Consider the following 23,425-nt stretch of genomic DNA (forward strand, 5'->3'; position numbering starts at 1 on the left):
GACGCCCTTGGGTTTTCTGGACAGCGTCGATAGTGGCATAGCAACGAAGCCTGAAGAGACGCTTGTGCAGACGTCTTCCGCATTCATCCGGCCGTCTCGAACCGTGCCAAGAAGGTCACTCTGGCGGTTGCTTCCGCCCCTCCATTGCCTGGAATATCTCTCCACGCGCCGCACCAGCGTCGGGGACGAAACGACCTAGGATGACCGCCGGCTTCCAGGCGGTCAGCGGCTTGACAGAATTTCGTCAATAAACGAATATGCATGTACGAAATCGAGCACTACCTCGCCCCCGATGGCTGCACGAATCCCTATCTTGATTGGCTGAGAGGCCTGCGCGACAACCGGATCAAAGTCGCAATCATTCGGCGTATTTCGCGAATTGAACTGGGCAACTTCGGCGACCACCGATATTGCCGCGATGGCATATCGGAGCTGCGGATCAATATAGGCTCCGGCTTCCGTGTGTATTACTGCATGTCAGGGCGGCGAGTCGTGCTGCTGCTATGCGGCGGTGACAAGCATACGCAGGACTTGGACATTGAAAGGGCCGTGCGCTACCGCCAAGACTGGGAACAGAGACCATGAAAAGCAGACCTCACGACGAAGCGATGGCGGAGCTGTACCGCAACGACCCGGCGCTGGCCGCGGAGCTGATCAACAGCGTGCTGGAAGACGGCGATCAGCCCGAATTGCTGATCGCGCTGCGCCAGCTCACGATGGCGTTCGGCGGCGTGCAATCGGTAGCCATCCAGGCACGCCTGAATCCGACGCAGATCTATCGCACGCTGTCGCCCAGCGGCAACCCTGCCCTCAGCAGCCTGACGGCAATCCTGAAGGCGATGGGATTGCGGCTGGCCGTGCAGCCGCTGGACCGCTCGCATGCAGGTTAGTCCTGCAGTGCTATCGCCCGCTACTGCAACACGGCCTCCGCCGGCCGGAACCGCTTGAAATCCCAATGCCTGCCAGGCGCCGCCTCCAGCAACTGCCGCGTGTAGCCATCCCGTGGCCGGGTCAGCACCTCGGCGGCCTCTCCCGCCTCGACGATCTGACCCGACTTCATCACCACGATGGAATTGCAGATCTGCGCCGCCACGCGCAGGTCGTGGGTGATGAACAGCACCGCCGTATCAGTGCGGGCGCGGATGTCTTCGATCAGCTCCAGCACCTGCGCCTGCACCGACACGTCCAGCGCCGACACGGCCTCGTCGGCAATCAGGATGTCGGGCCGCAAGGCCAGGGCCCGCGCGATGCAGATGCGCTGACGCTGGCCACCCGAGAACTGGTGCGGGTAGCGGTCCATGGTGTCCGCGCTCAGGCCGACAATGTCGAGTAGCTCGATGGCTCGAGAACGGGCCTCGTCTTCCGGCACGCCGAAATTGCGCATGCCTTCGATGATCGAATCGCCAACCCGGATGCGCGCATTCAGCGATCGGTACGGGTCCTGGAACACCACCTGGATGCGCTTGCGCACCGGATGAAACTCCCGCTTGGTGGCGGTGGCGATCTCCGTGCCATCCAGGCGCACACTGCCGGCGCTGGGGTCGATCAGACGCGCGATACAGCGGGCCAGGGTGGACTTGCCCGAGCCGGACTCACCCACAATACCGACGATCTCCTTCTTGCGCAGCGTGAAGCTGACGTCGCGCACGGCGTGGACCGTGCGCTTTGCCTTGAAAAAGCCGCGTTCAGCGTAGGTCTTTTGCAGCCCGTTCACCACCAGCACGGGTTCGCCCTCGGGCGCCTGCCGCGCCGCCGGCGCCAGGCCGGGCACCGACGACACCAGCATGCGGGTATAGGCCTCTTTCGGGCGCGCCAGAATCTCGTCGCGCGTTCCCACTTCCACCAGCCTTCCGCGGTTCATGACGGCGATGCGGTCGGCTATCTCCGCCACCACGCCAAAATCGTGCGTGATGAACAGCACCGCCGTGCTGTGCGAGCGCTGCAGCTCCTGGATCAGTGCCAGGATCTGCTTCTGCGTCGTTACGTCCAGCGCGGTGGTCGGTTCGTCGGCAATGAGCAGCTTGGGATTCAGGATCAGCGCCATGCAGATGACGATGCGCTGGCGCTGCCCGCCGGACAGCTGGTGCGGATACGACTGGTAGATGCGTTCCACGTCGGGCAGGCGAACCGATTCCAGCATGTCCAGGATCTTGCGCTTGCGCGCGACGGCGTCCATGCCGCTGTGGGCGCGCAGCACCTCGTCAATCTGCCATCCCACGGTGCGCACGGGATTGAGCGCCGTCATGGGTTCCTGGAACACCATGGACATGCGGGTAGCGCGCAGTTCGCGCAGGCGCTCCGGGGTGCAGGCCAGCACGTCTTCGCCGTCGAGCAGGATGCGTCCGGCGCTGGGCCGCAGTGCGTCGGGCGCCAGCAGTCCCATCACGGAAAACGACGTGACGGACTTGCCCGATCCGGACTCGCCGACCACGCACAGGGTTTCGCCCGCGCGGATGTCGAAGCTGATGCCTTCGACCACGTGGCGCGGCTCATCGTCCGGCGCGCCCACCAGCGCCACGGACAGGTTCTGCACTTGCAGTACGGGCATTGTGGAATCGTTCATGTCAGACCCTCCGCGCCATCTTGGGATCGAGGGCGTCGCGCATCGCGTCGCCCAGCATGTTCACGCTGAGCACCGTCAGCGCCAGGAACAGGCCCGGCAGCAGGATCAGCTCGGGCCTGACCTGGAAGTACATGCGGCCTTCGGCGATGACGTTGCCCCAGGACGGAAATTCAGGCGGCATGCCCACGCCCAGAAAGCTCATGACAGCTTCCGACAGCATGGCGGACGCGAAGATAAAGGTGCCCTGCACGATCAGCGGCGCCATCGTGTTGGGCACCAGATGGCGCATCATCAGGACGCGCGTGGGCGTACCCAGCGAAATCGCAGCCTCCACATAGGGCTCGTCGCGCAGGCTCAGAATCAGGCCGCGCACCAGCCGCACCACCCGCGGAAACTCCGGCACCGCAATGGCGATCAGCACCGTCAGCATGCTGGCGCCGGTGACGGCGACCAGCGCAATGGCCAGCAGGATGCTGGGCACGGACATGATGCCGTCCATGATCCGCATGATTACCATGTCCGCTGCGCGGAAGTACCCGGCAATCACGCCCAGCACCAGCCCCGGGATCAGCGCCGCGACGGCGGTTCCCGCGCCGATCATCAGCGAAATGCGCGCCCCGTGGACTACTCGCGACAGCACGTCGCGGCCGTAGGCGTCCGTGCCGAACCAGTGCTCGGCGGAAAAGCCCTTCAGGCGCTGCATGGGGTTGATGGCCATAGGATCGGCCAGCCCCAGCAGATTGGCCGATATCGCGGCCAGCACGATGATCGCCAGCAGCGTCAACGCGGTCATCACCGGCCAGGTAGACAGCGTTCGGACCAGCGCCGACCGGGGCCGCTTGCGGATTGCGGGCGCGACGCCGGCCCCACCCGCGATCGAGTGTATGGAAGTGGACATGCGGATTCCTTCAATAACGGATGCGCGGATCGAAGACCGAATACAGGACGTCGATGGTCAGGTTCACGCCGATGTAGACCAGTGAGAACAGCAGGATCAGCCCCTGGATCAGCGGATAGTCGCGGGCCAGCACGGACTCGACCACCAGCCGGCCCAGGCCGGGCAGGTTGAACACCGACTCCGTGACGACCACGCCGCTGATCAGCAGCGCGATACTGACGCCGATCACCGTGATGATGGGCACGGCCGCGTTGCGCAGCGCGTGCGCCATCATGACGGCGCGCTCAGTAATGCCCTTGGCGCGGGCGGTGCGGATGAAGTCCTCGCCCATCACCTCCAGCACGCTGCTGCGGGCAATGCGCGCAATCAGCGCCACAAATCCCGTGCTGAGCGCAATGGTAGGCAGCAGCAGATGCATGCCGAAGGCCACAAGGCCCGCCGACGGCGACTTGTAGCCCTGCACCGGCAGCCAGCCCAGCTTCATGGCGAACAGCAGGATCAGCGCATAGCCGGTGACGAAAATCGGCACCGAAAATCCCAGCACCGAAAACGCCATCACCGCCCGGTCCGCGCGGGTGCCGCGCCGCCAGGCCGAGAACACGCCCAGCGGCACCGCGATCAGCGTGGACAGCAGGATGGTCGACAGCGCCAGGGCCAGCGACGGCCCCACGCGGCTGCCGATCATCGCCGTGACCGGCGTGCCCGAATGCAGCGACGTGCCCAGATCGCCCTGCAGCACCTGGCCGCCCCACAGCATGAACTGGGTGGCCAGCGACCGGTCCAGCCCCATGTGCTCGCGGATCTGCGCCAGCTGCGTCTCGGTGGCTGCATCGCCCGCCAGGATCAGCGCCGGATCGCCCGGCGTCAGCCGCAACAGGCAGAACACCAGCACGGCCACCGTCAACACCACGGGAACCGTGGCCAGGACGCGTCTGAGGATGTAGCTGAACATACGGGATTACCTGCTGGCTTTCTTGATGTTCCAGAACACTGGCGCCGGCGAATCCAGCACGCCGGACAGCTTCTTGCTGTAGGCCGCGGCGGTCTCGATCTGGCCCAGCGTGATGGCCACGCCTTCGTCCAGCATCACGTCCTGCAGCTGCTCAGCGATCTGCTTGCGCTCCGGCTCTGTCGCCGCCACCAGGAACTTGTCGCGCAGCGCTTCCACCTGCGGCACGGTCGGCCAGCCGAACCAGGCCTTCTCGCCGTTGGCCGACACGCCGTAGTTGCGCAGCGGATCCATGATCTCGCTGACGTGCCACGTCGTCACGAAAATGCTCCAGCCGCCCTTGGCCGGCACGTCGCGGTTGGCGCGGCGCGACAGCATGGTCATGAAGTCCATGGCCTGCAACTGCACGTTGAAGCCGGCCTGTCGCAGTTGCTGCGCCATCACCACCGGAATGGCGGAGGCCATCGCGATGTCGGTGGCGTGCAGGATCACCACCGGCGCGCCGTCATACTTGGCTTCCTTCAGCAGCGCCTTGGCCTTCTCGATGTTGGACGGCACGATCATGTCGGCGCGGGTATTGCTGGAGTACGGCAGGCCGCAGCCGAACACCGCCCCGCAAGTTTTGAAGAATTCCGGATCGCCCACCTGCGCCTTCAGGATGTCGTCCTGGCCGACCGCGTACATGGCGGCCTGACGCACCAGCTTGTTGTCAAACGGCGCATTGAGCTGGTTGAAGCGGTACATGGGTTGATAGCCCATCTTGTCCAGAATGCGCAGCGTCAGGTCGGGCGAACTCTTCACCATCGGCACCAGGTCGAACGGCACGGTTTCGATGTAATCGACCTCGCCGCCCAGCAAGGCGTTCACGGTCGTCATCGGATCGGCCATCGCCACCCACTCCACGCGATCCACGTTGACCACCTTGCCGCCCGCCGTCCAGCTGGGCGCTTCCTTGCGCGGTACGTAGTCGGTGTTTTTCTCATACACCGTCTTCACGCCCGGCTGAAACTCTTTCTGTACGAACTTGAAGGGGCCCGAGCCGGTGTAGTCGGTGATCGCCTGCGCGACCGGGGTCTGCGCAACGCGTTTAGGCATCATGAAGCTGGGCAGGCCGCTGGGCTTGCCCAACGCCGACAGCACGTCCGCCGGCGCGTTCAGCACGATCTTGAAGGTCTTGTCGTCGACGACGTCCATCGACGCCACCAGCGGCATGAGCTGGCGGCCGGTCTTGTCGGACTGCGCCCAGCGCTGAATGGACGCCACGCAATCCTCGGCCTTCACGGGCGTGCCGTCGTGCCACTTCAGGCCGTCGCGCAGCGTGAACGTGTAAGTCTTGCCATCGGGCGAGATCTCCCACTTGTCCGCCATCTGCGGCTGGATCTTGTTGTCGGCATCCGTCGCCAGCAGCGTGTCGTAAATCATGTAGGCGTGATTGCGCGTCTGATGCGATGCGGTCAGCACGGGGTCCAGCACCGTCAGCTTGCTGGCCATCACCACGGTCAGCGTCTCCGCCTGCGCGGGCGCCCAGGCCAGGGCGGCGGCGCAAGCCAGCGCGGCGCCGATGCGGGTGAGGCCGTAGCGGGTTTCCAGTTTTTCAGCGTTCAGATAAGCCATTTCATTCCCTTGAGTTTTTATGGATGAACGGGGCCTGTTGCCGGCCCCTCGGGTTGAACTGCGATCAGCTCAGACGATGTCGAACGACAGCGGCGACATCTGTTCGGCGCTGCGGCCGGCCACCAGGTCGCGCGACGGCACCAGCGCCTCGGCGCGTCGCTGGGCCTCGTCCACCTGTTCCGCGGCCTTGCGGTAGTCCAGCGAATTCACCTGCCCTTCATGCACCACGCGACGGCCGTCGATGTACACGGTGTGCACGGCGCGGTCCGCCGCGGCATACACCAGGCTGCGCACCGGGTCGCGCGACGGGCGCATCAGGTGATGCGTCATGTCCACCATCACCAGGTCGGCGCGCGCGCCCACCGCGATCCGGCCCAGGTCCTCGCGGCCCAGCGCCTTTGCGCCCCCGACGGTCGCGGCGTGGAACACTTCGCCCGTGGTGACGGCGCGCGGCGTCTGCGCCATCAGGCGGGCCAGGTAGCCCACGTGGCGCATTTCCTCGATCATGTTGTGCGGATAGGTGTCCGTGCCAATGCCCAGGTTGATGCCCGCGCGGCGATACCGCCCGAAGTCGCGCAGCGCCATGCCCCGGCGCATGAACACCGTGGGACAGTGCGCCACGCTGGCGCCCGTCTCGGACAGGATGGTCAGGTCGGTGGCCGTGCTCCAGTGCGTGTTGGGATGGTCGTCCACAAAGATGCCGTGGCCGACGATGCTGCCCGGGTCCAGCACGCCCAGACTGTGCAGCCACTGCACGGGCGTCAAACCGTGACGGCGCGTGATCTCGTGGAACTCCGGCAGGGACTGCGCGGCGTGCGTCTGCCAGCCGATCCCGCGGCGCTTGGCCTCCTGATGGCTGGCCTTCAGCAGCTCGGGCGTGCAGGTGTCGATCTGCGCCGGCACCAGCATGCCTGTCAGCCGGCCACATTCATGGGCCTCGGCCTTGTCGATCAGCGCCAGCGCGCGCTCCATGCCGGCCTCGCCGGCCTTCTCGTTCCAGTCGTACTCCACGACGTGGCCATTGCGCGTATACCAGCGCGCCGAGCGGAACATCGGCGCGATGTAGGCGCGCAGGCCGCTCTGCACCATGATGTCGATCCAGTGCTCGTGCGCCACCGACATATCCACAACCGTCGTCACGCCGGACATCAGCAGTTCCGCGGCCGCCAGTGTCAGTTGGGCGGGCGCGGCCTCGTCGTCGCCTTCCATCGTAGGCATGTACTCGTACAGATTAGAGTTGTACAGACCCGCTGACCCGGTCTCGTCCGTGTAGCCCTTGTTGATGGGCTCGTGCACCAGGTGGCTGTGGATGTCCACCAGGCCCGGCATCACCATCATGCCGCTGCCGCTGACGATCTCCGCATCCGGCGCCGCCGCCTGCGCGCCCGGGCCGACGTGCGTGATACGCCCGTCCGCGAACGCCACATCGGCGTTCTTCATGTACACGTGCCGCTGGCGCGCCTCATCCCAGGCAACCACAACCTCGGCGTTCTTGATCAGGGTAGTGTTCAACGCAATATCCTCCGAAATGAATAGCGGTATTCGTGCGGCGCGCTAGCGCCAGGCGGGTTGCGCCCCTTTGCGGGCGCTGATGGGCGCCAGGCTGGGCAGCCCGCGCGGCAAAAACTTTCCCTGGCCCGCTGCGCCAGCGAAGCGCGCGCCGTCCCAGACGATCTGTCCGCGCAGCAGCGTCATCGCAGGCCATGCCCGCAACGACATGCCTGCATACGGCGTGTAGTCCACCGCGTGGTGCAGGTGGTCGTTGGAAAGCGTGAAATCGCGCTCTTCCCAGATCACCAGGTCCGCGTCGCTGCCGATGGCCAGCGTGCCCTTCTGCGGGTACAGGCCGTAGGCGCGCGCTGGTTGGGTCGCGGTCAGTTCCACGAAGCGGTTCAGGCTGATGCGCCCGCCCAGCACCCCCTCCGAATACAGCAGCGGCATGCGGGTTTCGATGCCGGGAATGCCGTTGGGGATGTGGCGGAACGCCACCTCTACGCCGCCGGGCGTCTTGCCGTCGTCGCCGGTCAGGTTGAAGGGAGAGTGGTCTGACGAGAACACCGTGAACAGCCCGTCCGCCAGCCCCTGCCAGATGTCTTCCTGGCTGGACTTGTCGCGCGGCGGCGGGCTGCACACACAGCGCGCGCCGAAATAGCTGTCGTCCGTGCCCAGGTCAGCCGCGGTCAGCAGGATGTATTGCGGGCAGGTTTCGGCGTAAACGTTCAGGCCCTTGGCGCGCGCCTCGCGGATCTGTGCAACCGCCTCGCCGCCCGAAATGTGCACCAGCAGGATGGGCACGTCGATCAGCTCTGACAGCGCGATGGCGCGATGCGCGCCTTCGCGTTCCACCAGCGTCGGCCGCGACACCGCATGAAAGCGCGGCGCGGTGCGGCCCGACGATTCCAGGCGGCGCGTCAGCCAGGCGATGCAATCGGAGTTCTCGGCATGGATCATCGCCATCCCTCCATGCGTGCGCGCCACGTCCAGCACGTCCAGGATCTGGCCGTCGGACAGCTTGAGCGCGTCGTAGGTCATGTACAGCTTGAACGAGGTGTAGCCAGCCTCGATCAGGCGCGGCAGTTCCTCGTTCAGCACGGCGGGCGTCGGGTCGGTCAGGATCAGGTGGAAGGCATAGTCCACGCACGCGCGGCCTTCGGCGCGCTGGTGGTAGTCGTCGATGGCGGCCTGCACGGTGCCGCCCTTGCGCTGCGCGGCGAATGGGATCACGGTCGTCGTCCCGCCGCAGGCGGCCGACCGCGTGCCTGTGAAAAAGTCGTCCGCCAACTTCACGGGCGGCGCCATCGGCTGGTCCAGGTGGCAATGCGCGTCGACCCCGCCCGGCGTCACCACGCGTCCGGCCACGTCGATTTCGCACAGGCCGGGCGCAAGGCCCCGCCCGATCTGCACGATGCGGCCGTCCGAAATCCCCAGATCCGCGCGGCAGGTATCGCCGGCGGTCGCCAGCACCGCGTCGCGCAGCACCAGATCAAAACCCTGCTTCGTCATATGCGTCAGCCCGTCTGATCCGCCCGTTTCCGGCTCGCGAAAGCGCGGGCCGATGGACATGTTGTGAGCGGATTCTAGGCCGAATACAAAAATGATTACTCTAGTGATAACCCTGAAATATACATTTCAAGTCCAAATTGTTAACATTATTTTTGACTGCGCCTGACCCAGGTTCACAACGACGGCGCCCGATCGGGTATCTTCACGTTCACCCGTCAGGTTGCAGACAACACGACGTCTACAAGCGGCAAAGAACCGCTCATTACCCACGGCGGCGATCCCGCCCTGGCCCACGCGCAAACCAAGAACGAGCCCATGGCATCAGACAAACGCGAAACTTCGGTCACCGGCATCTACGAGCGCATCTACCGCGCCATCCTGGACAACCGTCTCAAGCCCGGCACCAAGCTGGTCGAAGAGCGTCTGGCCGAAATCTTCGAAGTCAGCCGGCCGCGCATCCGCGAGGTCCTGGCGCGCCTGGCCCACGAACAGATCGTCGAACTGTTCCCCCAGCGCGGCGCCTACGTCGCCAAGCCGTCCATCGAAAAGGCGCGCGACGTCTTCGAGGCGCGCCGGCTCATCGAGCCCGCCGTCGTGCGGCGCCTGACGCAGAACCTCACGCCTGAAAAGCTGGCGCGCCTGCGCGAGCACGTCGTCCTGGAACACGACGCCCGCAAGCGCGACGACAAGCGCGCCATCATCCGGCTGGCCGGCGAATTCCACATCTTGCTAAGCGAACTGGCGGGCAACGGCGAACTGGCGCGCACCATGCGCGAACTGTCCACGCTGACCTGTCTGGTTATCTTCCTGTACAACTTGCCCACGGCCACCAGCTGCCGCGACGACGAGCACGAACTCATCACCGAGGCCATCGCCGCCCGCGACGCCCAGCGCGCCGAGGAACTGACGCTGCACCACCTGGAACACATCGAACAGAGCGTGAAGCTGGAATCGGTGGAAGAGTCGGTCGACCTGGAAGACGTCTTCAAGTTCTGAATCTGCTGTACAGGAAAAAACCCCGGCGGAAAGGCATCCCGCCGGGGTTCTCGGTGCGCTCATGACGCGGCCCGCAGGCCGGATTTCAGCAGCCCTGCATCGCCAGCTTGCGGCGGCGGACATTGCTGGCGCGCTGCAGCAGCACCAGCGCCAGGCCCGCCGTGGCGATGACCGCGCCAGAGATCGGCACCGCCGCATAGCCCAGCCCCGCCGAGATCACCGCGCCCCCGGCCGCCGCGCCCACGGCATTGCCCAGGTTGAACGCGCCCACGTTCATCGACGACGCCAAGCCCGGCGCATCCGTGGCGGCGCGCATCACGCGCATCTGAAGCGGCGGCACCACCGCGAACGTCGCCACGCCGAAGATCAGCAGCGAAATCGCCGCGCCCACCGGCGTCGAGGCCAGCCACGGAAACGCCAGCAGATCCGCAATGACCAGCACCAGGAAGAAAATCAGCGTGCCGTCCAGCGACCGGTCGGCCATGCGCCCGCCCACGCCGTTGCCCAGCGTGAAGCCCAGGCCGATCAGCACCAGCATGCCCGTCACGAAAGCCGGCGACGCGCCGGTAATTTCCGCCAGCGTCGGCGCAATATAGGTGTACAGCGTGAACATCGCGCCGGCGCCCAGCACCGTGGTCAACAGCGCCAGCAGCACCGCGGGGCTCTTGAGCACCGCCAATTCATGGCGCACATTGGGACGGCGGCCAGCTTCGCCCGCCGGCAGCGCCAGCCACAGCGACAGCATCGCAATCAGCCCCAGCACGGCCGTCGCGGCAAACGACATCCGCCAGCCGATCGCCTGCCCCAGCCATGTCGCGGCCGGCACTCCGCCCACATTGGCGATGGTCAAGCCCATGAACATCGTCGCCACCGCGCTGGCCTGCTTGTGGCGCGGCACCACGCTGGCGGCCACCAGAGAGCCCAGCCCGAAGAACGCGCCATGGTTCAGGCTGGTCACCAGACGAGCCAGCAGCAGCGTCGTGTAATTGGGCGACAGCGCCGACAGCACGTTGCCGATGGTGAAAATCGCCATCAGCAGGATCAGCGCCTTGCGGCGCGACCAGCGCGAAAACGCCAGCGTCATCAGCGGCGCGCCGACCATCACGCCGATGGCGTAGGCGCTGACCAGCATGCCCGCGCTAGGAATGGACACATTCACGCCATCGGCGATGACGGGCAGCAGGCCCATGGGCGAAAACTCGGTCACGCCGATGCCAAAAGCGCCGACGGCAAGCGCCAACAGAGGCGGGCCGGCCTTGACCGGCTGGGTATCTTGGGGGTTCATGCAAGTTCCTTGGTTTCGACGGCGCCGGCAGGACGTTCCTGGGGCGCGGCCGGCCCGAAAAGGCCGGCGCATCGGAAAGACAGGCGTGCAGTATGACGGCCAGATCCTTGCAGAAAAAGCCGTCTTTCGGGCAAACACTTTTGACTTGGGATCACTAATCGAGGAGATGTCCGCCCCGTGACTGCCAGCCGTCAGGCGTTCAAGCCCCAGCGTCTGGCGTGCTTGCGGACGTTCGTCGTGATCCACTGCCCCAGCCGTTCCACCAGTGTCCGCTCGGTTCCTGCGCTAGCCTGCGCCATCAATGCGGCCTGGACCTGCGCCAATACGCCAGGCAACTCCGCGATCAAGGATTGCGCCACCGTGGCGACATAGCGGGCGCCAAAGCCCAGGTCGCGGGCCATCGCCTCAAGGTGTTCCTTGCCCATGGCGCCCGGCTTGTCTTCCCCGCCGATGGCAAATGCGAAGCGCGCGCTCAACCCCGGGTACATCGCCGTGCACATCAGGTCGTAGAACGGCGCAAGCCGGTAGCGCCCGCCGCCATCCAGGACCACCGACAGATTCTTCGCATGGCTGTCGTTGTTGCCTGCCAGCAGATTGAAAAGCACCCACTGCAGGAACCGCTTTACGTCCGCTCCGCCCACGCCCATCGCCGCCAACAGCTTGCGGCAATCAGCCAGCGTCGGACCACCATCTGATTCGTACTTCACGTCCGACGGCTTGCCCGCCAACTGACACAGGTCCAGTTGATGCAGGCGCAGCAATCCGCCCTGACCGTCCGGCACCCGATCGTAGCGCTCGATCAGGCACGCGCGCGTGTCCGGCTGGTAGCTGGCCTGCGCCACGCCCAGTCCCAAGCGGGCCGCAAGCTGCATCACCAAGGTCTCATTGAGCGCCGACGCCCACACGCCATCCAGGCCGCGGATGTCCGGCTTGAGGATGTGCGACGAAGGCGCAGCGCCCTCCGGCAGCCAGGGCGTGCCGTCCGGCATGACAGTCAGCAGAAGCTTGTCCTGCGCGCCCGCCAGCGAAATCCGCGCCCCCTCGGCATTCTCGGCCACCAGCGCCGGCACGCCCGCACGCTCCAGGCGCGCCGCGACTTCCGGCCACGTCGTAGGCCGGTAGTGCGCGGGCGCGGGCGACTCCCCTTGCGGCAGCATCGTCAGCCCGCTCGCGGTATCGCCCCCCACACTGCGCAGCAGGCCAAACACAGTCGTCGCATGACGGCTGACTTGCAGGACCTGGCGCACATGACCTTCGGGCAACAGGTTTTCAAAGTAGGCATGAACGGCGTCGCCCGTATGATCGCCGCGCTGAAGCGGCACCGACGGAGAAAGCGGGCGCGCATCCGGGCGGTCAAGCCAGGCGTCGTCATAGACAAAGCGCAGCGGCCTTTCGTCGAACAGACGGCCGACCTTCCGGCCTTGTTGGTAGAGGTCGAGCGCGTCGACAGCGGTCATGGCAGCCTCGCGGGCTTGGGCGCCACCTGGACTTCCAGGCCCAGCAGATCCAACATGTCCAGCACCTTCTGCAATTGCAGCGTGGGCTTGCCCCGTTCCAGATCCACGACAAAACGATTGCCCGTCCCAGACAGGCCGGCCAGATCCGCTTGCAGCAAACCCTGCGAGCGCCGGACGGCCCTCACCAGTTCGCCCAGCTCGGCCGAGGAGTGAATTGCAACCGGAAAAGCGTCTACGTCGGAATTCATGGCTTGCCCCTTAATTACCGTACGGGAATATTAGCGCTTTTCCCCTTGCCACAGCCATATTAATTACCGATCGGTAATATTTATGGGATTTCTGGTAGTTTTCCAGATTAAATTACCGATCGGTAATATTTTGAGTCTGCAATCGACGGCAATCTCTAAAAATTACCGATCGGTGCTTTCCTCTAAGAACACCACCCACGCAAAAAGGGCGTCCTCTCGGACGCCCTTCCCTAGCCGATACCCCGCGCCGCTTACTTCAGCAGCAAGGCATTCAACCGCTTCACGAACGCCGCCGGGTCCGCGATTTGCGCCCCTTCGGCCAGCAGCGCCTGATCCAGCAGCAGGCGCGCCCACTGGTCGAATTCACCGTCGTCGGCCGCGCGAATACGGGCCAGCAGCGGGTGTTCCGGGTTGATTTCCAGCACCGGCTTCACGTTCGGCGCTTCCTGGCCCGCGGCCTTCAGCATGCGCAACAGGTGCGGGCTGAGTTCATTCTGGCCCACCACCACGCACGCCGGCGAATCCACCAGGCGCAGCGTCACGCGCACTTCCTTGACCTGCTCTTCCAGCGTCTTCTGCAGGCGCTCGACCAGCGGCTTGAAGTCCTCGGCCACTTCGGCCTGATGCTTCTTTTCTTCCTCGTCGGCCAGTTCCGCCAGGTCCAGGCCGCCCTTGGCCACGGACACCAGCGACTTGCCGTCGAATTCACGCAGGTACGACAGCATCCACTCGTCCACGCGGTCCGACAGCAGCAGGACTTCAATGCCCTTCTTGCGGAAAATTTCCAGATGCGGGCTGTTGCTGGCCGCGGCGAACGTATCCGCCGTCACGTAGTAGATCTTGTCCTGGCCTTCCTTCATGCGCGACACGTAGTCGGCGAACGACACCGTCTGCGCCTGGTCGCCGGAATTCGTCGACGCAAAGCGCATCAGCTTGGCGATGCGTTCCAGGTTGGCCGAATCCTCGCCCGCGCCTTCCTTCAGCACCTGGCCAAACTCCGACCAGAACGTGGCGTAGTCTTCCGGCTTGTTCTCGGCCATGTCTTCCAGGAGCGACAGGATGCGCTTAGCCGAGCCTTCACGAATGGCGCGCACGTCGCGGCTTTCCTGCAGGATCTCGCGCGACACATTCAGCGGCAGGTCCGCCGAGTCGATCACGCCGCGCACAAAGCGCAGGTACGACGGCAGCAGCTGGTCGGCGTCGTCCATGATGAACACGCGCTTCACGTACAGCTTCACGCCATGGCGGCCATCGCGGTCCCACATGTCCATGGGCGCATGCTTGGGCACGTACAAGAGCTGCGTGTATTCGCTGCGGCCTTCCACGCGGTTGTGCGTCCAGGCCAGCGGGTCGTCGTAGTCGTGCGACACCGTCTTGTAGAACTCGCGGTACTGCTCTTCGGTCACGTCCGACTTGCTGCGGGCCCACAGCGCATTCGCCTGGTTCACCGTTTCCAGTTCTTCGGTCTTGACCTGCTCGCCCTTCTCTTGATCCCACTCTTCCTTCGCCATGCGGATCGGCAGCGAGATATGGTCGGAGTAGCGGCGCAGGATCTCGCGCAGCTTCCAGCCATTCAGCAGTTCATCTTCATCGGCGCGCAGGTGCAGCGTCACATCCGTGCCGCGGCCCGACTTTTCAGCGGCGGCAATCGTGAACTCGCCCTGGCCGTCGGATTCCCACTGGATCGCATCCGACGAACCGGCGCGGCGGCTCACCACCGTGACCTTGTCCGCCACGATGAACGACGAATAAAAGCCCACGCCGAATTGGCCGATCAGCTGCGCATCCTTCTGCTTGTCGCCCGTCAGTTGCGAGAAGAACTCGCGCGTGCCCGAGCGGGCGATCGTGCCCAGGTTCGCCACCGCTTCTTCGCGCGACAGGCCGATGCCGTTGTCCGAGATCGTGATCGTGCGGGCAGCCTTGTCATAGCTGACCGTGATCGCGAGTTCACCATTGCCTTCCAGCAGATCCGGCTGGTCGATGGCCTCGAAGCGCAGCTTGTCGCAGGCGTCCGATGCGTTCGACACCAGCTCACGCAGGAAAATTTCCTTGTTGCTGTACAGCGAATGGATCATCAGGTGCAGCAGCTGCTTCACCTCGGCCTGGAAGCCCAGGGTTTCGGACGCGGAAGTCGTGGCGGTTTGGCTCATAGTTCTACGTGGCTTTAAAAAATTAGGGACGGAATATCCGGCAACTGGGGCGATGCGCCCGCGCAGTCCCCGGGAAACCCTACTGATGTGGGGGCCAATGGGAACTTTTCAAGGCCGGGTGGCGGCATAGCAACCTGACATCCGCCTGTCCTCGGTAAAATCCCGCACTTTTCTACCCTACCCCCCTGGCCGGCACTCCGCCATGCAACCCGCCTCCCTAGCCCAACCCGCCCCCAGCGGCGCGCCCCAAGACGCAGAACCCAGCCACGACCTGGTCTACGGCCCCGACGACCGCCCCGCGCCTCCCGTCGCCTTCATCGCCGCCCTGCAGCACCTGCTGGCCATCCTGGTCCCCATCGTCACCCCCGGCCTGCTCATCTGCCAGGCCCTGGGCGTCAGCAGCCGCGACACCACCCTGATCGTGTCCATGTCGCTGGTCATCTCCGGCATCGCCACCTACGTCCAGTGCAAGCGCTTCGGCCCCCTGGGCGCCGGCCTGCTCATCGTGCAGGGCACCAGCTTCAACTTCGTCGGCCCGCTGATCGCCGGCGGCTCGGTCATGGTCAAGCAAGGCACCCCGGTCGAGGCCGTCATGGCCGCCATCTTCGGCGTCGTCATCGCCGGATCCTTCGTCGAAATGGGCATCAGCCGCATCCTGCCCTTCGTCAAGCGCCTCATCACCCCGCTCGTCACCGGCATCGTCGTGCTGCTCATCGGCCTGACCCTCATCAAGGTCGGCCTCATCAGCATGGGCGGCGGTTTCGGCGCCATGGCCAACGGCACCTTCGCCAGCGCCGAAAACCTGACCCTGTCCGGCCTCGTCCTGGGCACCATCATCCTGCTCAACCGCGTGCCGGTCGTCTGGATCCGCAGCACCGCCCTGGTCCTGGCCCTGGCCGTCGGCTACATCGCCGCCGCCTACATGGGCCGCCTGGACTTCACCGGCGCCCGCGAAGCCGCCCTGTTCCAGGTTCCGGTTCCCCTGCACTTCGGCCTGGGCTTCTCGTGGGCCCTGTTCGTGCCGATGCTGATCATCTACCTGGTCACGTCCCTGGAAGCCATCGGCGACGTCACCGCCACCAGCAAAGTGTCCAAGCAGCCCGTCGAAGGCCCCCTGTGGATGCAGCGCATCAAGGGCGGCGTGCTGGTCAACGGCGCCAACTCGCTCCTGGCCGGCGTCTTCAACACCTTCCCCAGCTCCGTCTTCGCACAAAACAACGGCGTCATCCAGCTCACCGGCATCGCCAGCCGCCACGTCGGCGTCTGGATCGCCGGCATGCTCATCCTGCTGGGCCTCTTCCCCGTCGTCGCCGGCGTCCTGCAGGCCGTGCCCGAACCCGTCCTGGGCGGCGCCGCCATGGTCATGTTCGGCGCCGTCGCCGCGTCCGGCATCAACATCCTGGCCGGCATCCACCTGGACCGCCGCGCCCTGCTGATCATCGCCGTGTCCCTGGCCCTGGGCCTGGGCGTGTCGCAAGTGCCGGAAATCCTGTCGCACCTGCCGCATGCCGTGAAGAGCGTTCTGGAATCGGGCGTGGCGACCGGCGGCATTTGCGCGCTGGTCATGAACTGGTTCCTGCCTGAAAAGAAGTGAGGAACTGAGGGGATTTGGCCCTGGACGCGCATGGTTGCGCGGCCCGGGCCAGCCCCTGCTTCAGGCGGCCCGCCAGCGGGTCGCCTGACAAGACAGGAAAGTCCGCATATAATCGCGGTCTTCGCATCTCCCGCAGCCGTCATCTGGACGTGCTCGCGACCCCCTAGCCCGGGTGGTGAAATTGGTAGACGCAGGGGACTCAAAATCCCCCGCCGCAAGGCGTGCCGGTTCGATTCCGGCCCCGGGCACCATCTCTAAATCTTCTGCTAATTCAAACCGTTAGAAGATTTCGCAGTACAAGCCCCGCCCCGGGGACTTTCCAAAAATTGTGGTCAGGTACAGTTTCGGTACAGTGATGAAACGGTATGCCTCATACGGAGTGCCTTGCAAAGCCCTCATTCGTAAGACAGGTTGGCCGCCCACGGCCAAGACCTCATCACGCACAGACTTTCGCTACTTACCGACATTTGTCGCGGCTACAGCGCGCTGGCTAGCTTTGGCCTAGAATGTCGCATGATCCATCGGGCAACATGCTCAGCGCTAGGTAGATAACCTTGTGGCGCACGTCTGTATCCTCGCAGATCTTGACCCGTAACGCGTCAAAGAACACGACCGAGTGGATGGGTTTCAGGGGCGGGGACCACCGGGCAGTGATCTCGGCCATGACACCATCGGTAACCGAGCTGAAGAAATCGAGCGAGACTTGGGTGGCGTATTGCCCTAGCAGAAGTCCCTGGATCTTGCGCACCGTCATGCCTCGGGCATACATGACGACGATCGAATCGTCAAAGCTCGTGAATCGTCGTTCGTGCTTCGGGATGAGCAGCGGCGCGAAGCTATCGTCCCGGTCACGAAACTACCAACGCTTCTCAAGAATCTCCCGCACGGAAATAGGATTCAGCACAGAAGATGACGCCTCCCAGTTCGCGTCATCAACCCTGCTGTACTTCACATCGAATGGATTCCGGGTAGCCGCAGCCCGGTCGATCATCAGGTTGGCGGCAGCTTCATCGTTCAGGGCAATCTTGACCCATACATCTTCCAGAGTGTCCGGAATCTGGCCAAACAATTCGTGAATGGCCTCCAGCCGACTGGCCAGGACGTTGTGGACGCGATCTTCTACGGAATCGCGATACCGCAGATTCGCGATCCACACCTCGTTTCTGGCTTGGCCTATACGCTGGATTCGACCTTTGCGCTGCTCCAGGCGAGTTGGGTTCCAGGGCAAGTCGATATTGATGAGCGTACCGAGCCTTTGAAGATTCAGGCCTTCCGATGCCGCATCGGTTCCGAGAATGAGTTTGAGGTCACCGCTGCGAACGCGTTTTTTTAGTGTTTCACGGTCACACCGTTGGAAACGTCCTTCACGCCAGAAGCCCGAACGGTTGCTACCGGCATAAAGGCCGATGTCCATGCCAGCAAACTCCGGTCGAGTTGCCAACTGATCTCCCACCCATTTCACCGTGTCGTAGTACTGTGAGAACAGAACGCAACCCAGATCGACCCAGCGCTCATCCGCATCCCGACGGATGCCGAGCAGGTAGCCAATCAGCGCTTCCAGCTTGGGATCGCGATTACCGCCCTCTTTCAATAACTGCAAGCAACGCTCAAGCGACGCAATTTCATCGCTCGTAAAATTCTTCATGTCGCTCAATGCCGTTGGCGGGCGGCCAGGTCCCGCTTGCTCATCATCTTCAATATCGTCTTCTTCCTCATCGACACTATCGTAGTCAGCGCCGAGCAGCTTAACGATAGTCCGCCGGCCCGCCTCCATTGAACTACCAAGTCGTCGCAACAACAGTGTCTTGAAGAAACCAGCGCCACGCACGCGCTGCTGTAGCAACTGACAAAAGCTTTCGGCTTCCTGATATGCCTCGCGGAGATAGCCATTGAGCGTCAAGGCTTCGTTGTCATTCTCGCCAAACAGCTTCACCGCAACGCGAGGCAAGTAGTATTCGCCAGTAGCGGGGTTGATCTGTTGCTCTAGGTAGGCACGTGTCCTGCGGACTATGCAGCGAAGCAAAGGGTTGAACTTCTCGCCGTAGTTCGGGAGCAAGCCATTTTCAAATTGCACGCGACGCTGCACGACAGGCAGATTATCCAAATCCTCAGGACGAAATTGCCACTTGGTATCTGGAGCGTTCAGACGATTGCGAATCGCTGACGCTTCGCTAGACTCATGACGCGAGGGTAGCGGGTCACTGGCGTACCACCAACCATCGGCAGATTCTGTAGGCACCGTCAATTCTCCCGTCGCTACGCTCAAACAACGGCTGGGCTTGAACCAAGGGCTGCTATGGGTCCAACCGCCCAGTACACCGTCATTGCCTTGGGAAAGGATGCGCAACAAATCCCAGGCCTCCACGGGATGCAACTGCACCGGCGTGGCTGTTGCCAGCAACATACTCTTGGTCTTCGGACCAATCCGGTGTAGAAAGTTCATCAGCTTGCCAGGCTCTGCACGTTCGTCGATTTCGTCATCGCTGGCCTCTACCTTAGGAATATTGCGACGTCGAGCTCGGTGCGCCTCATCCACGATCACACAGGTATAGTTGATCGCCAGCAACTGGCGGATCACTTCGCTGTTTCCGCGCACTACCAGCCCTTGTGAGAGCAGACCGATACGGCGCGGGCATTGTCCAAGAGAGCGGGCCCCATCTCCAGGATGCTCGACATCGTTCTCATCCACCCAGGTCCGGCCATTCCAACGCGCTGAAGGCAGATGCAGCAACTCCATCAGCTCGTCCTGCCACTGTTCCAGCAGCGGCTTTGGAGCAAGCACCAAGATCGGACCACCATCCGGCTCATCCAGCGCCATCAGCATGGCCGCCATGGCGAGTTGCACCGTCTTGCCGAGGCCAACCTGGTCAGCCAGTACCAAACGGGCACCTCCGAAGCGATGACGCTCTAACGCCAGGCTGGCGAAATATTTCTGGTGCGGCCACAAGCCCTGTTCCCGACGGTAGACCGGTGTTTCTACCGCCGCTGCGGCGGCAGCCTTGTCGGGATCCTGCGAATCCAGCTCCTTCGGTTCGATGACACGACGTTTGATGATTCGCTGCAAATCCTGGGGAATGAATGGGCAAACGGAGAGATCAACCGCGCGCGGATCATTCCACAGAGCATCGAACTCTTCCTGCACCCACACCACCGTTTCGGGCGCCGAGTCTTCCCAAAGAAGTTCATAGTTGATTCGCCAGGCAGAAGCACTTTCATTGACGCTACCAAGGAAAGCTGTCGCCGAACCATCAGCGTGCCGGACTACGCCAGCTTTGCCATGAATCAGGCCAAATGCCGCATCGGGTAATACACGAACTTCGATCCTTTTATTGATCAGTGCGTCGTATAGCGACTGGTAACGTGGCAAAGCCGGCGGAGGCGCAGATTCGGGATCGCCAGCGCACCAGCTTCGACGCAGCGCTGCCTGCGCAGCAGCTGCCGTGGCCATGTCTTGCGGATCGATATCCGAATTGCAGATAATTCGGATCGGACCGGTGACCTTGGACAGTGCCTCACCTGCTACTTCGAACAGGCTGGAGCGGAAATAGCCCGCGATGCGGTCATAGGACACCGCACCCTCCAGCCGCCGGTTGAGCACCGACTGGTCAAGGCGTGTCCGACGGCTGGAGTGTCGTTGCAACATGATCAGGCGTGATCGTTGCGGAGACGTCCGGCCAGGATACGGGCCGCCTCGGAATCCCCAGCCCACTCGCCCATTTCTTCGGTATTGCCAAGAGCAGCCAGCCAATCGAGCAAGTAAACAAAGCGTTCGCGTAGGCGCCAATAACCCTGCCCGAACGTGTCACGCAGGTACTGGCGACCAGGCTCTGGGTCAACATCGTTACGTGCTGTCTCACGCACTGCGAACAGCACGTGGCGCAGCGCCGTTGTCGCAAAGGGATGCGGACCCGACGCAACCGCACGACCACGCCGGGCCGACAGGATGACCGAGTTATCTTCGCCAGCAACGGCAAGAGTCGTGCTGGAAAACCCGGTCGGGGTCAGCATACGCGCGCCATTGGCCTTGTCCGACAGCAGCAGCGGGCGGATGTCGGTCAGGTTGAACCCTCGCGCCAGTTCCTCATACATACCCTTGCGGCGCTCGCCACGGGACTCGATGTCCAACGCGCGCAAGTAGTAACGCTCGGACAAGTCCAGATCGCGCCAGACTGGATCCAGACCACGCGGGATCAGATAATCGCAGGCAATGGTGATGGCGCGCTCGATAACCTTCTGAAAGTCACTAACCTCATTTCGGGCACGGACGGCAAAGACTTCATGTTCGACGTCGCGACCATCAATATTGCCGTACTGGGTGAGCACCTTGAGTGCCGCAGCGTAGGCGGCCAACTGGTAGTCGGCATCATTGAAATTGGGTTCGTCACCTTCGTCCAAAGCACGCATGGAGTCGATCTGGCGATGCACCTCGTCTTCCACCATCGGGAAGATTTCATCCAGGAAGCCTGCTTCGTTGCCGGGACGCTTGCGCAGAACAAGACATACCGTACCCTGTACGTAATTGCCCTTCTTGATCCCAGCCGCTTCCGTTTCCGTGCTAATTGTCCACGCGGCGGTTGCTTTCAATCCGGCCGCCCAAAGAATCATGCCGAGGTCAGCCCACACCGCTGGGTTCTGATGGGTGAACATCACCATCTGCAGCCCGTTGTCCGGCATGTGCCGGGCGAGGTTGCGATAGATGTCAACCATTGAGCGCCGGAAGTCGTCGCCATCACCTCGGACAGCCAACTCAGCTCGCGAATCCGGTATCCAAGCTGGAAACGACATCGCAATCTTGTGTTCGTACCATGCAAGAAAGAAATCGGCCAACTCGTGGTAATTGACTGCATCGGCATAGGGAGGATCTGTTACCCATAGATCGCAGGAGCAAGTCAAATCACGAGCATCCCGCGCGAGAAGACTAGAGGTCCCCGAACCTGTACTTATTCCTTCTTTACCCGACAGCACTGCGAACGTATCGAACAACTTATGAAGAGGTCTAGCCGCATAGCTACTATGCGTATTCAAGGCCTGATTGTAAAAAACCTGATTCCCTTTTTCATTCCCTTTATGAAACATCCATGCGCTTAGCCTAGAGTTCCAATCGGCCATTCGTCCGATACCCAGCATGCAAGCAACTGTTGCGGTTGCGCTGGATGCAATTTCTGAGGCTATCTTGGCAACCAGACCGATTGTCAGCAATTGCCTGGGAGTAAATAGCTGATGCCAATGAGTCCAACCACGCTCACGTGCCAACCGATCAGTCTCATCACCTGATTTGATTGGAGTAGATGGAATGAATCCTTCCTTCTGCCAGTCAAAGAATCGTTCACGAAGCAACTCCAGCACTCGCATTTCGCGCCGCAGATCTGCCTCATCCGGCACGGCGTAACGTCTAACGTCCTTGAGTTTTCCGTTCCTGCGAACTTTTTTTACCCAGCGGATGCAATAAATACGCTCTTGAAAAACATCGCTCGTTCGCGGCAAGACATCGTCATTGGTCCAGAGCCGAAGTCCATCAGGACCACGCAGCGACTCAAGCGACCAACTACGCTCACGGTCCAACGGATCCACTATCCGTCCATCGACCAACGTGGCACCCTTTCCCGCCTTGTACTCAGCAAACTCGCTAGCTGTGACATTGCGCGTAGTCGGTTGAAGGCGATCCGAACCTTGAGGCCTATACCAATCGACAACCACGAGGGACTTTTCAGCTACCCCCCAGGTTGGGGCAAGCGGAATGTAGTATTCACAGCCTTCTGGCTTGACCTCAACACAGTACAGATAAGCATCAGCGCGCTCGCCATCATCATTATGTTCAATGCGCCACTCAGTGATCTGATGATCCGCCTCAGCAAACACACGGTTCTGCACACGCATTGCCTCTTCGTGTACAGCGCGACCGCCACCCAACAAGTTCAGACTGGCCCAAGTCAGCAGTCCGGCTACCGGATTAAGATCTGAGGCGTAGGCTTCGCAACCAATGCGCGCCGCCTCGAAAGGGATAGACCCGCCTCCACAAAAGCTGTCGCCCACACGCGGACGGTGACCGAAACGGCGTTGCCCCAGTTGATCGACAAGTTCCGACAAGCTCGACGCAGTAGTACCCATGTACTGGTTTATTTCTTCCCATGCAGCTGCCGTGGGGCCCGCAACATTCTCCGGTCTGTCGCAATGCTGAATGCGCTCAGCGTAGGGCAGCGCGTCGAACTCTGCACGATCCGGAATCGGCCGCCGTTTCTTGGCATCCAGCTCCCGCTGCTGCTCGGGCGATAGTGATTCCCAGATGCGCTGGCGCACCTCGTCCTTCTCTTCATCCGACAGCCCCTGCACGAACCCGCGAGTTCCGAAGTACTCATCGCTGATTTCGGCCGATGCCGCGTCGCGCCAATCGCTGGCGGGAACGCTACCTAGACATCGGTCCCATACACCGTCGTCATCCATAGTCAGGATCTTTAGAAAAATCTCACGATCCTTCTTGGGGGCATTCGAGGCCGGCATCAGCATGCCGAGAATGGAGGCCCGCACCAAAATCAGTGGTTTACGTCCCCACCATTTCCCGAGGCGCGTAAGCGTTTGACCATTATTAGCCTTTCGCTCCTTATACGACTCTGCAGAGAGTCGGGCGATTGGGAATTGGGTTTCGATGAAGGACGTCGTCATGTAGCGGA

Annotated in this window: 16 protein-coding genes, 1 tRNA gene and 1 pseudogene; 5 read left to right on the forward strand and 13 right to left on the reverse strand. The window is 62.7% G+C overall.

Going from position 1 to position 23,425, the window contains the following annotated elements:
• Positions 1-261: 261 nt before the first annotated feature.
• Positions 262-585, forward strand: a complete 324-nt coding sequence (locus KYC_RS25275) for a type II toxin-antitoxin system RelE/ParE family toxin (protein ID WP_008167834.1) — start codon at positions 262-264, stop codon at positions 583-585.
• Positions 582-890: a helix-turn-helix domain-containing transcriptional regulator gene (locus tag KYC_RS25280; RefSeq protein ID WP_043519233.1), complete on the forward strand. Its 309-nt coding sequence runs from the start codon at positions 582-584 to the stop codon at positions 888-890. Before KYC_RS25275 ends, KYC_RS25280 begins: the two co-directional genes overlap by 4 nt.
• Before the next feature lie 20 nt (positions 891-910).
• Here the strand turns inward: KYC_RS25280 and KYC_RS25285 are convergent, their stop codons facing one another.
• The 6 genes from KYC_RS25285 to hydA all read right to left on the reverse strand — a co-directional run bounded on the left by KYC_RS25285 (position 911) and on the right by hydA (position 9,027).
• A complete protein-coding gene (locus KYC_RS25285; protein WP_043519234.1) occupies positions 911-2,563 on the reverse strand; it encodes an ABC transporter ATP-binding protein in 1,653 nt (550 codons plus the stop codon).
• Position 2,564: 1 nt separating this feature from the next.
• Complete coding sequence (locus KYC_RS25290; protein ID WP_008167837.1) at positions 2,565-3,461, reverse strand: ABC transporter permease; 897 nt, start codon at positions 3,459-3,461, stop codon at positions 2,565-2,567.
• Positions 3,462-3,471: 10 nt separating this feature from the next.
• Positions 3,472-4,413 carry an ABC transporter permease gene (locus KYC_RS25295; protein ID WP_008167838.1) on the reverse strand — a complete coding sequence of 314 codons (942 nt, stop codon included), beginning with the start codon at positions 4,411-4,413 and terminating at the stop codon, positions 3,472-3,474.
• A 6-nt stretch (positions 4,414-4,419) separates the two neighbouring features.
• The gene (locus KYC_RS25300; RefSeq protein ID WP_008167840.1) at positions 4,420-6,024 is read right to left on the reverse strand and encodes an ABC transporter substrate-binding protein; all 1,605 of its coding nucleotides are present in this window, start codon (positions 6,022-6,024) and stop codon (positions 4,420-4,422) included.
• Between the two features lie 69 nt (positions 6,025-6,093).
• Positions 6,094-7,536: an amidohydrolase family protein gene (locus KYC_RS25305; protein ID WP_008167842.1), complete on the reverse strand. Its 1,443-nt coding sequence runs from the start codon at positions 7,534-7,536 to the stop codon at positions 6,094-6,096.
• Positions 7,537-7,578: 42 nt separating this feature from the next.
• Entirely contained in the window at positions 7,579-9,027 is a 1,449-nt protein-coding gene (gene hydA / locus KYC_RS25310) for a dihydropyrimidinase (RefSeq protein ID WP_043519248.1), read from the reverse strand.
• A gap of 315 nt (positions 9,028-9,342) precedes the next feature.
• On the opposite strand from hydA, the gene KYC_RS25315 reads away from it, so the two are divergent.
• Positions 9,343-10,023 carry a GntR family transcriptional regulator gene (locus tag KYC_RS25315; protein WP_008167847.1) on the forward strand — a complete coding sequence of 227 codons (681 nt, stop codon included), beginning with the start codon at positions 9,343-9,345 and terminating at the stop codon, positions 10,021-10,023.
• An 85-nt stretch (positions 10,024-10,108) separates the two neighbouring features.
• On the opposite strand, the gene KYC_RS25320 is transcribed toward KYC_RS25315, so the two are convergent.
• The 4 genes from KYC_RS25320 to htpG all read right to left on the reverse strand — a co-directional run bounded on the left by KYC_RS25320 (position 10,109) and on the right by htpG (position 15,163).
• Complete coding sequence (locus tag KYC_RS25320) at positions 10,109-11,308, reverse strand: MFS transporter (protein ID WP_008167848.1); 1,200 nt, start codon at positions 11,306-11,308, stop codon at positions 10,109-10,111.
• Between the two features lie 191 nt (positions 11,309-11,499).
• Complete coding sequence (locus tag KYC_RS25325) at positions 11,500-12,765, reverse strand: type II toxin-antitoxin system HipA family toxin (protein ID WP_008167849.1); 1,266 nt, start codon at positions 12,763-12,765, stop codon at positions 11,500-11,502.
• On the reverse strand, positions 12,762-13,013 hold the full coding sequence (locus KYC_RS25330) for a helix-turn-helix transcriptional regulator (RefSeq protein WP_008167850.1): 252 nt from the start codon (positions 13,011-13,013) through the stop codon (positions 12,762-12,764). The genes KYC_RS25325 and KYC_RS25330 overlap by 4 nt, the downstream gene beginning before the upstream one ends.
• A 251-nt stretch (positions 13,014-13,264) precedes the next feature.
• On the reverse strand, positions 13,265-15,163 hold the full coding sequence (htpG, locus tag KYC_RS25335; protein WP_008167853.1) for a molecular chaperone HtpG: 1,899 nt from the start codon (positions 15,161-15,163) through the stop codon (positions 13,265-13,267).
• 202 nt (positions 15,164-15,365) lie between these two features.
• Between htpG and KYC_RS25340 the strand changes: the two genes are divergently transcribed.
• The gene (locus KYC_RS25340) at positions 15,366-16,757 is read left to right on the forward strand and encodes a uracil-xanthine permease family protein (protein ID WP_008167855.1); all 1,392 of its coding nucleotides are present in this window, start codon (positions 15,366-15,368) and stop codon (positions 16,755-16,757) included.
• A gap of 166 nt (positions 16,758-16,923) precedes the next feature.
• Positions 16,924-17,008: transfer RNA gene (locus KYC_RS25345), tRNA-Leu, on the forward strand.
• 248 nt (positions 17,009-17,256) lie between these two features.
• Here KYC_RS25345 and KYC_RS30165 read toward each other — a convergent pair.
• The 3 genes and pseudogenes from KYC_RS30165 to KYC_RS29090 all read right to left on the reverse strand — a co-directional run.
• Positions 17,257-17,610, reverse strand: a pseudogene (locus tag KYC_RS30165) (transposase); the annotation flags it as partial.
• A 3-nt stretch (positions 17,611-17,613) separates the two neighbouring features.
• Positions 17,614-20,400, reverse strand: coding sequence for a phospholipase D-like domain-containing anti-phage protein (locus tag KYC_RS29085; protein WP_043519235.1), 2,787 nt, complete (start codon positions 20,398-20,400; stop codon positions 17,614-17,616).
• A gap of 2 nt (positions 20,401-20,402) precedes the next feature.
• Positions 20,403-23,417 (reverse strand): anti-phage-associated DUF1156 domain-containing protein, encoded by a 3,015-nt coding sequence (locus KYC_RS29090; protein WP_043519236.1) that lies wholly within the window; start codon positions 23,415-23,417, stop codon positions 20,403-20,405.
• Positions 23,418-23,425 lie beyond the last annotated feature (8 nt).

It is taken from the genome of Achromobacter arsenitoxydans SY8, from assembly GCF_000236785.1.
GTDB lineage: Bacteria > Pseudomonadota > Gammaproteobacteria > Burkholderiales > Burkholderiaceae_B > Achromobacter > Achromobacter arsenitoxydans.

Coding starts and splice junctions, on each gene's coding strand:
- KYC_RS25275 (WP_008167834.1), top strand. CDS start 262: ATGTACGAAATCGAGCACTACCTCGCCCCCGATGGCTGCACGAATCCC.
- KYC_RS25280 (WP_043519233.1), top strand. CDS start 582: ATGAAAAGCAGACCTCACGACGAAGCGATGGCGGAGCTGTACCGCAAC.
- KYC_RS25285 (WP_043519234.1), bottom strand. CDS start 2,563: ATGAACGATTCCACAATGCCCGTACTGCAAGTGCAGAACCTGTCCGTG.
- KYC_RS25290 (WP_008167837.1), bottom strand. CDS start 3,461: ATGTCCACTTCCATACACTCGATCGCGGGTGGGGCCGGCGTCGCGCCC.
- KYC_RS25295 (WP_008167838.1), bottom strand. CDS start 4,413: ATGTTCAGCTACATCCTCAGACGCGTCCTGGCCACGGTTCCCGTGGTG.
- KYC_RS25300 (WP_008167840.1), bottom strand. CDS start 6,024: ATGGCTTATCTGAACGCTGAAAAACTGGAAACCCGCTACGGCCTCACC.
- hydA (WP_043519248.1), bottom strand. CDS start 9,027: ATGACGAAGCAGGGTTTTGATCTGGTGCTGCGCGACGCGGTGCTGGCG.
- KYC_RS25315 (WP_008167847.1), top strand. CDS start 9,343: ATGGCATCAGACAAACGCGAAACTTCGGTCACCGGCATCTACGAGCGC.
- KYC_RS25320 (WP_008167848.1), bottom strand. CDS start 11,308: ATGAACCCCCAAGATACCCAGCCGGTCAAGGCCGGCCCGCCTCTGTTG.
- KYC_RS25325 (WP_008167849.1), bottom strand. CDS start 12,765: ATGACCGCTGTCGACGCGCTCGACCTCTACCAACAAGGCCGGAAGGTC.
- KYC_RS25330 (WP_008167850.1), bottom strand. CDS start 13,013: ATGAATTCCGACGTAGACGCTTTTCCGGTTGCAATTCACTCCTCGGCC.
- htpG (WP_008167853.1), bottom strand. CDS start 15,163: ATGAGCCAAACCGCCACGACTTCCGCGTCCGAAACCCTGGGCTTCCAG.
- KYC_RS25340 (WP_008167855.1), top strand. CDS start 15,366: ATGCAACCCGCCTCCCTAGCCCAACCCGCCCCCAGCGGCGCGCCCCAA.
- KYC_RS29085 (WP_043519235.1), bottom strand. CDS start 20,400: ATGTTGCAACGACACTCCAGCCGTCGGACACGCCTTGACCAGTCGGTG.
- KYC_RS29090 (WP_043519236.1), bottom strand. CDS start 23,417: ATGACGACGTCCTTCATCGAAACCCAATTCCCAATCGCCCGACTCTCT.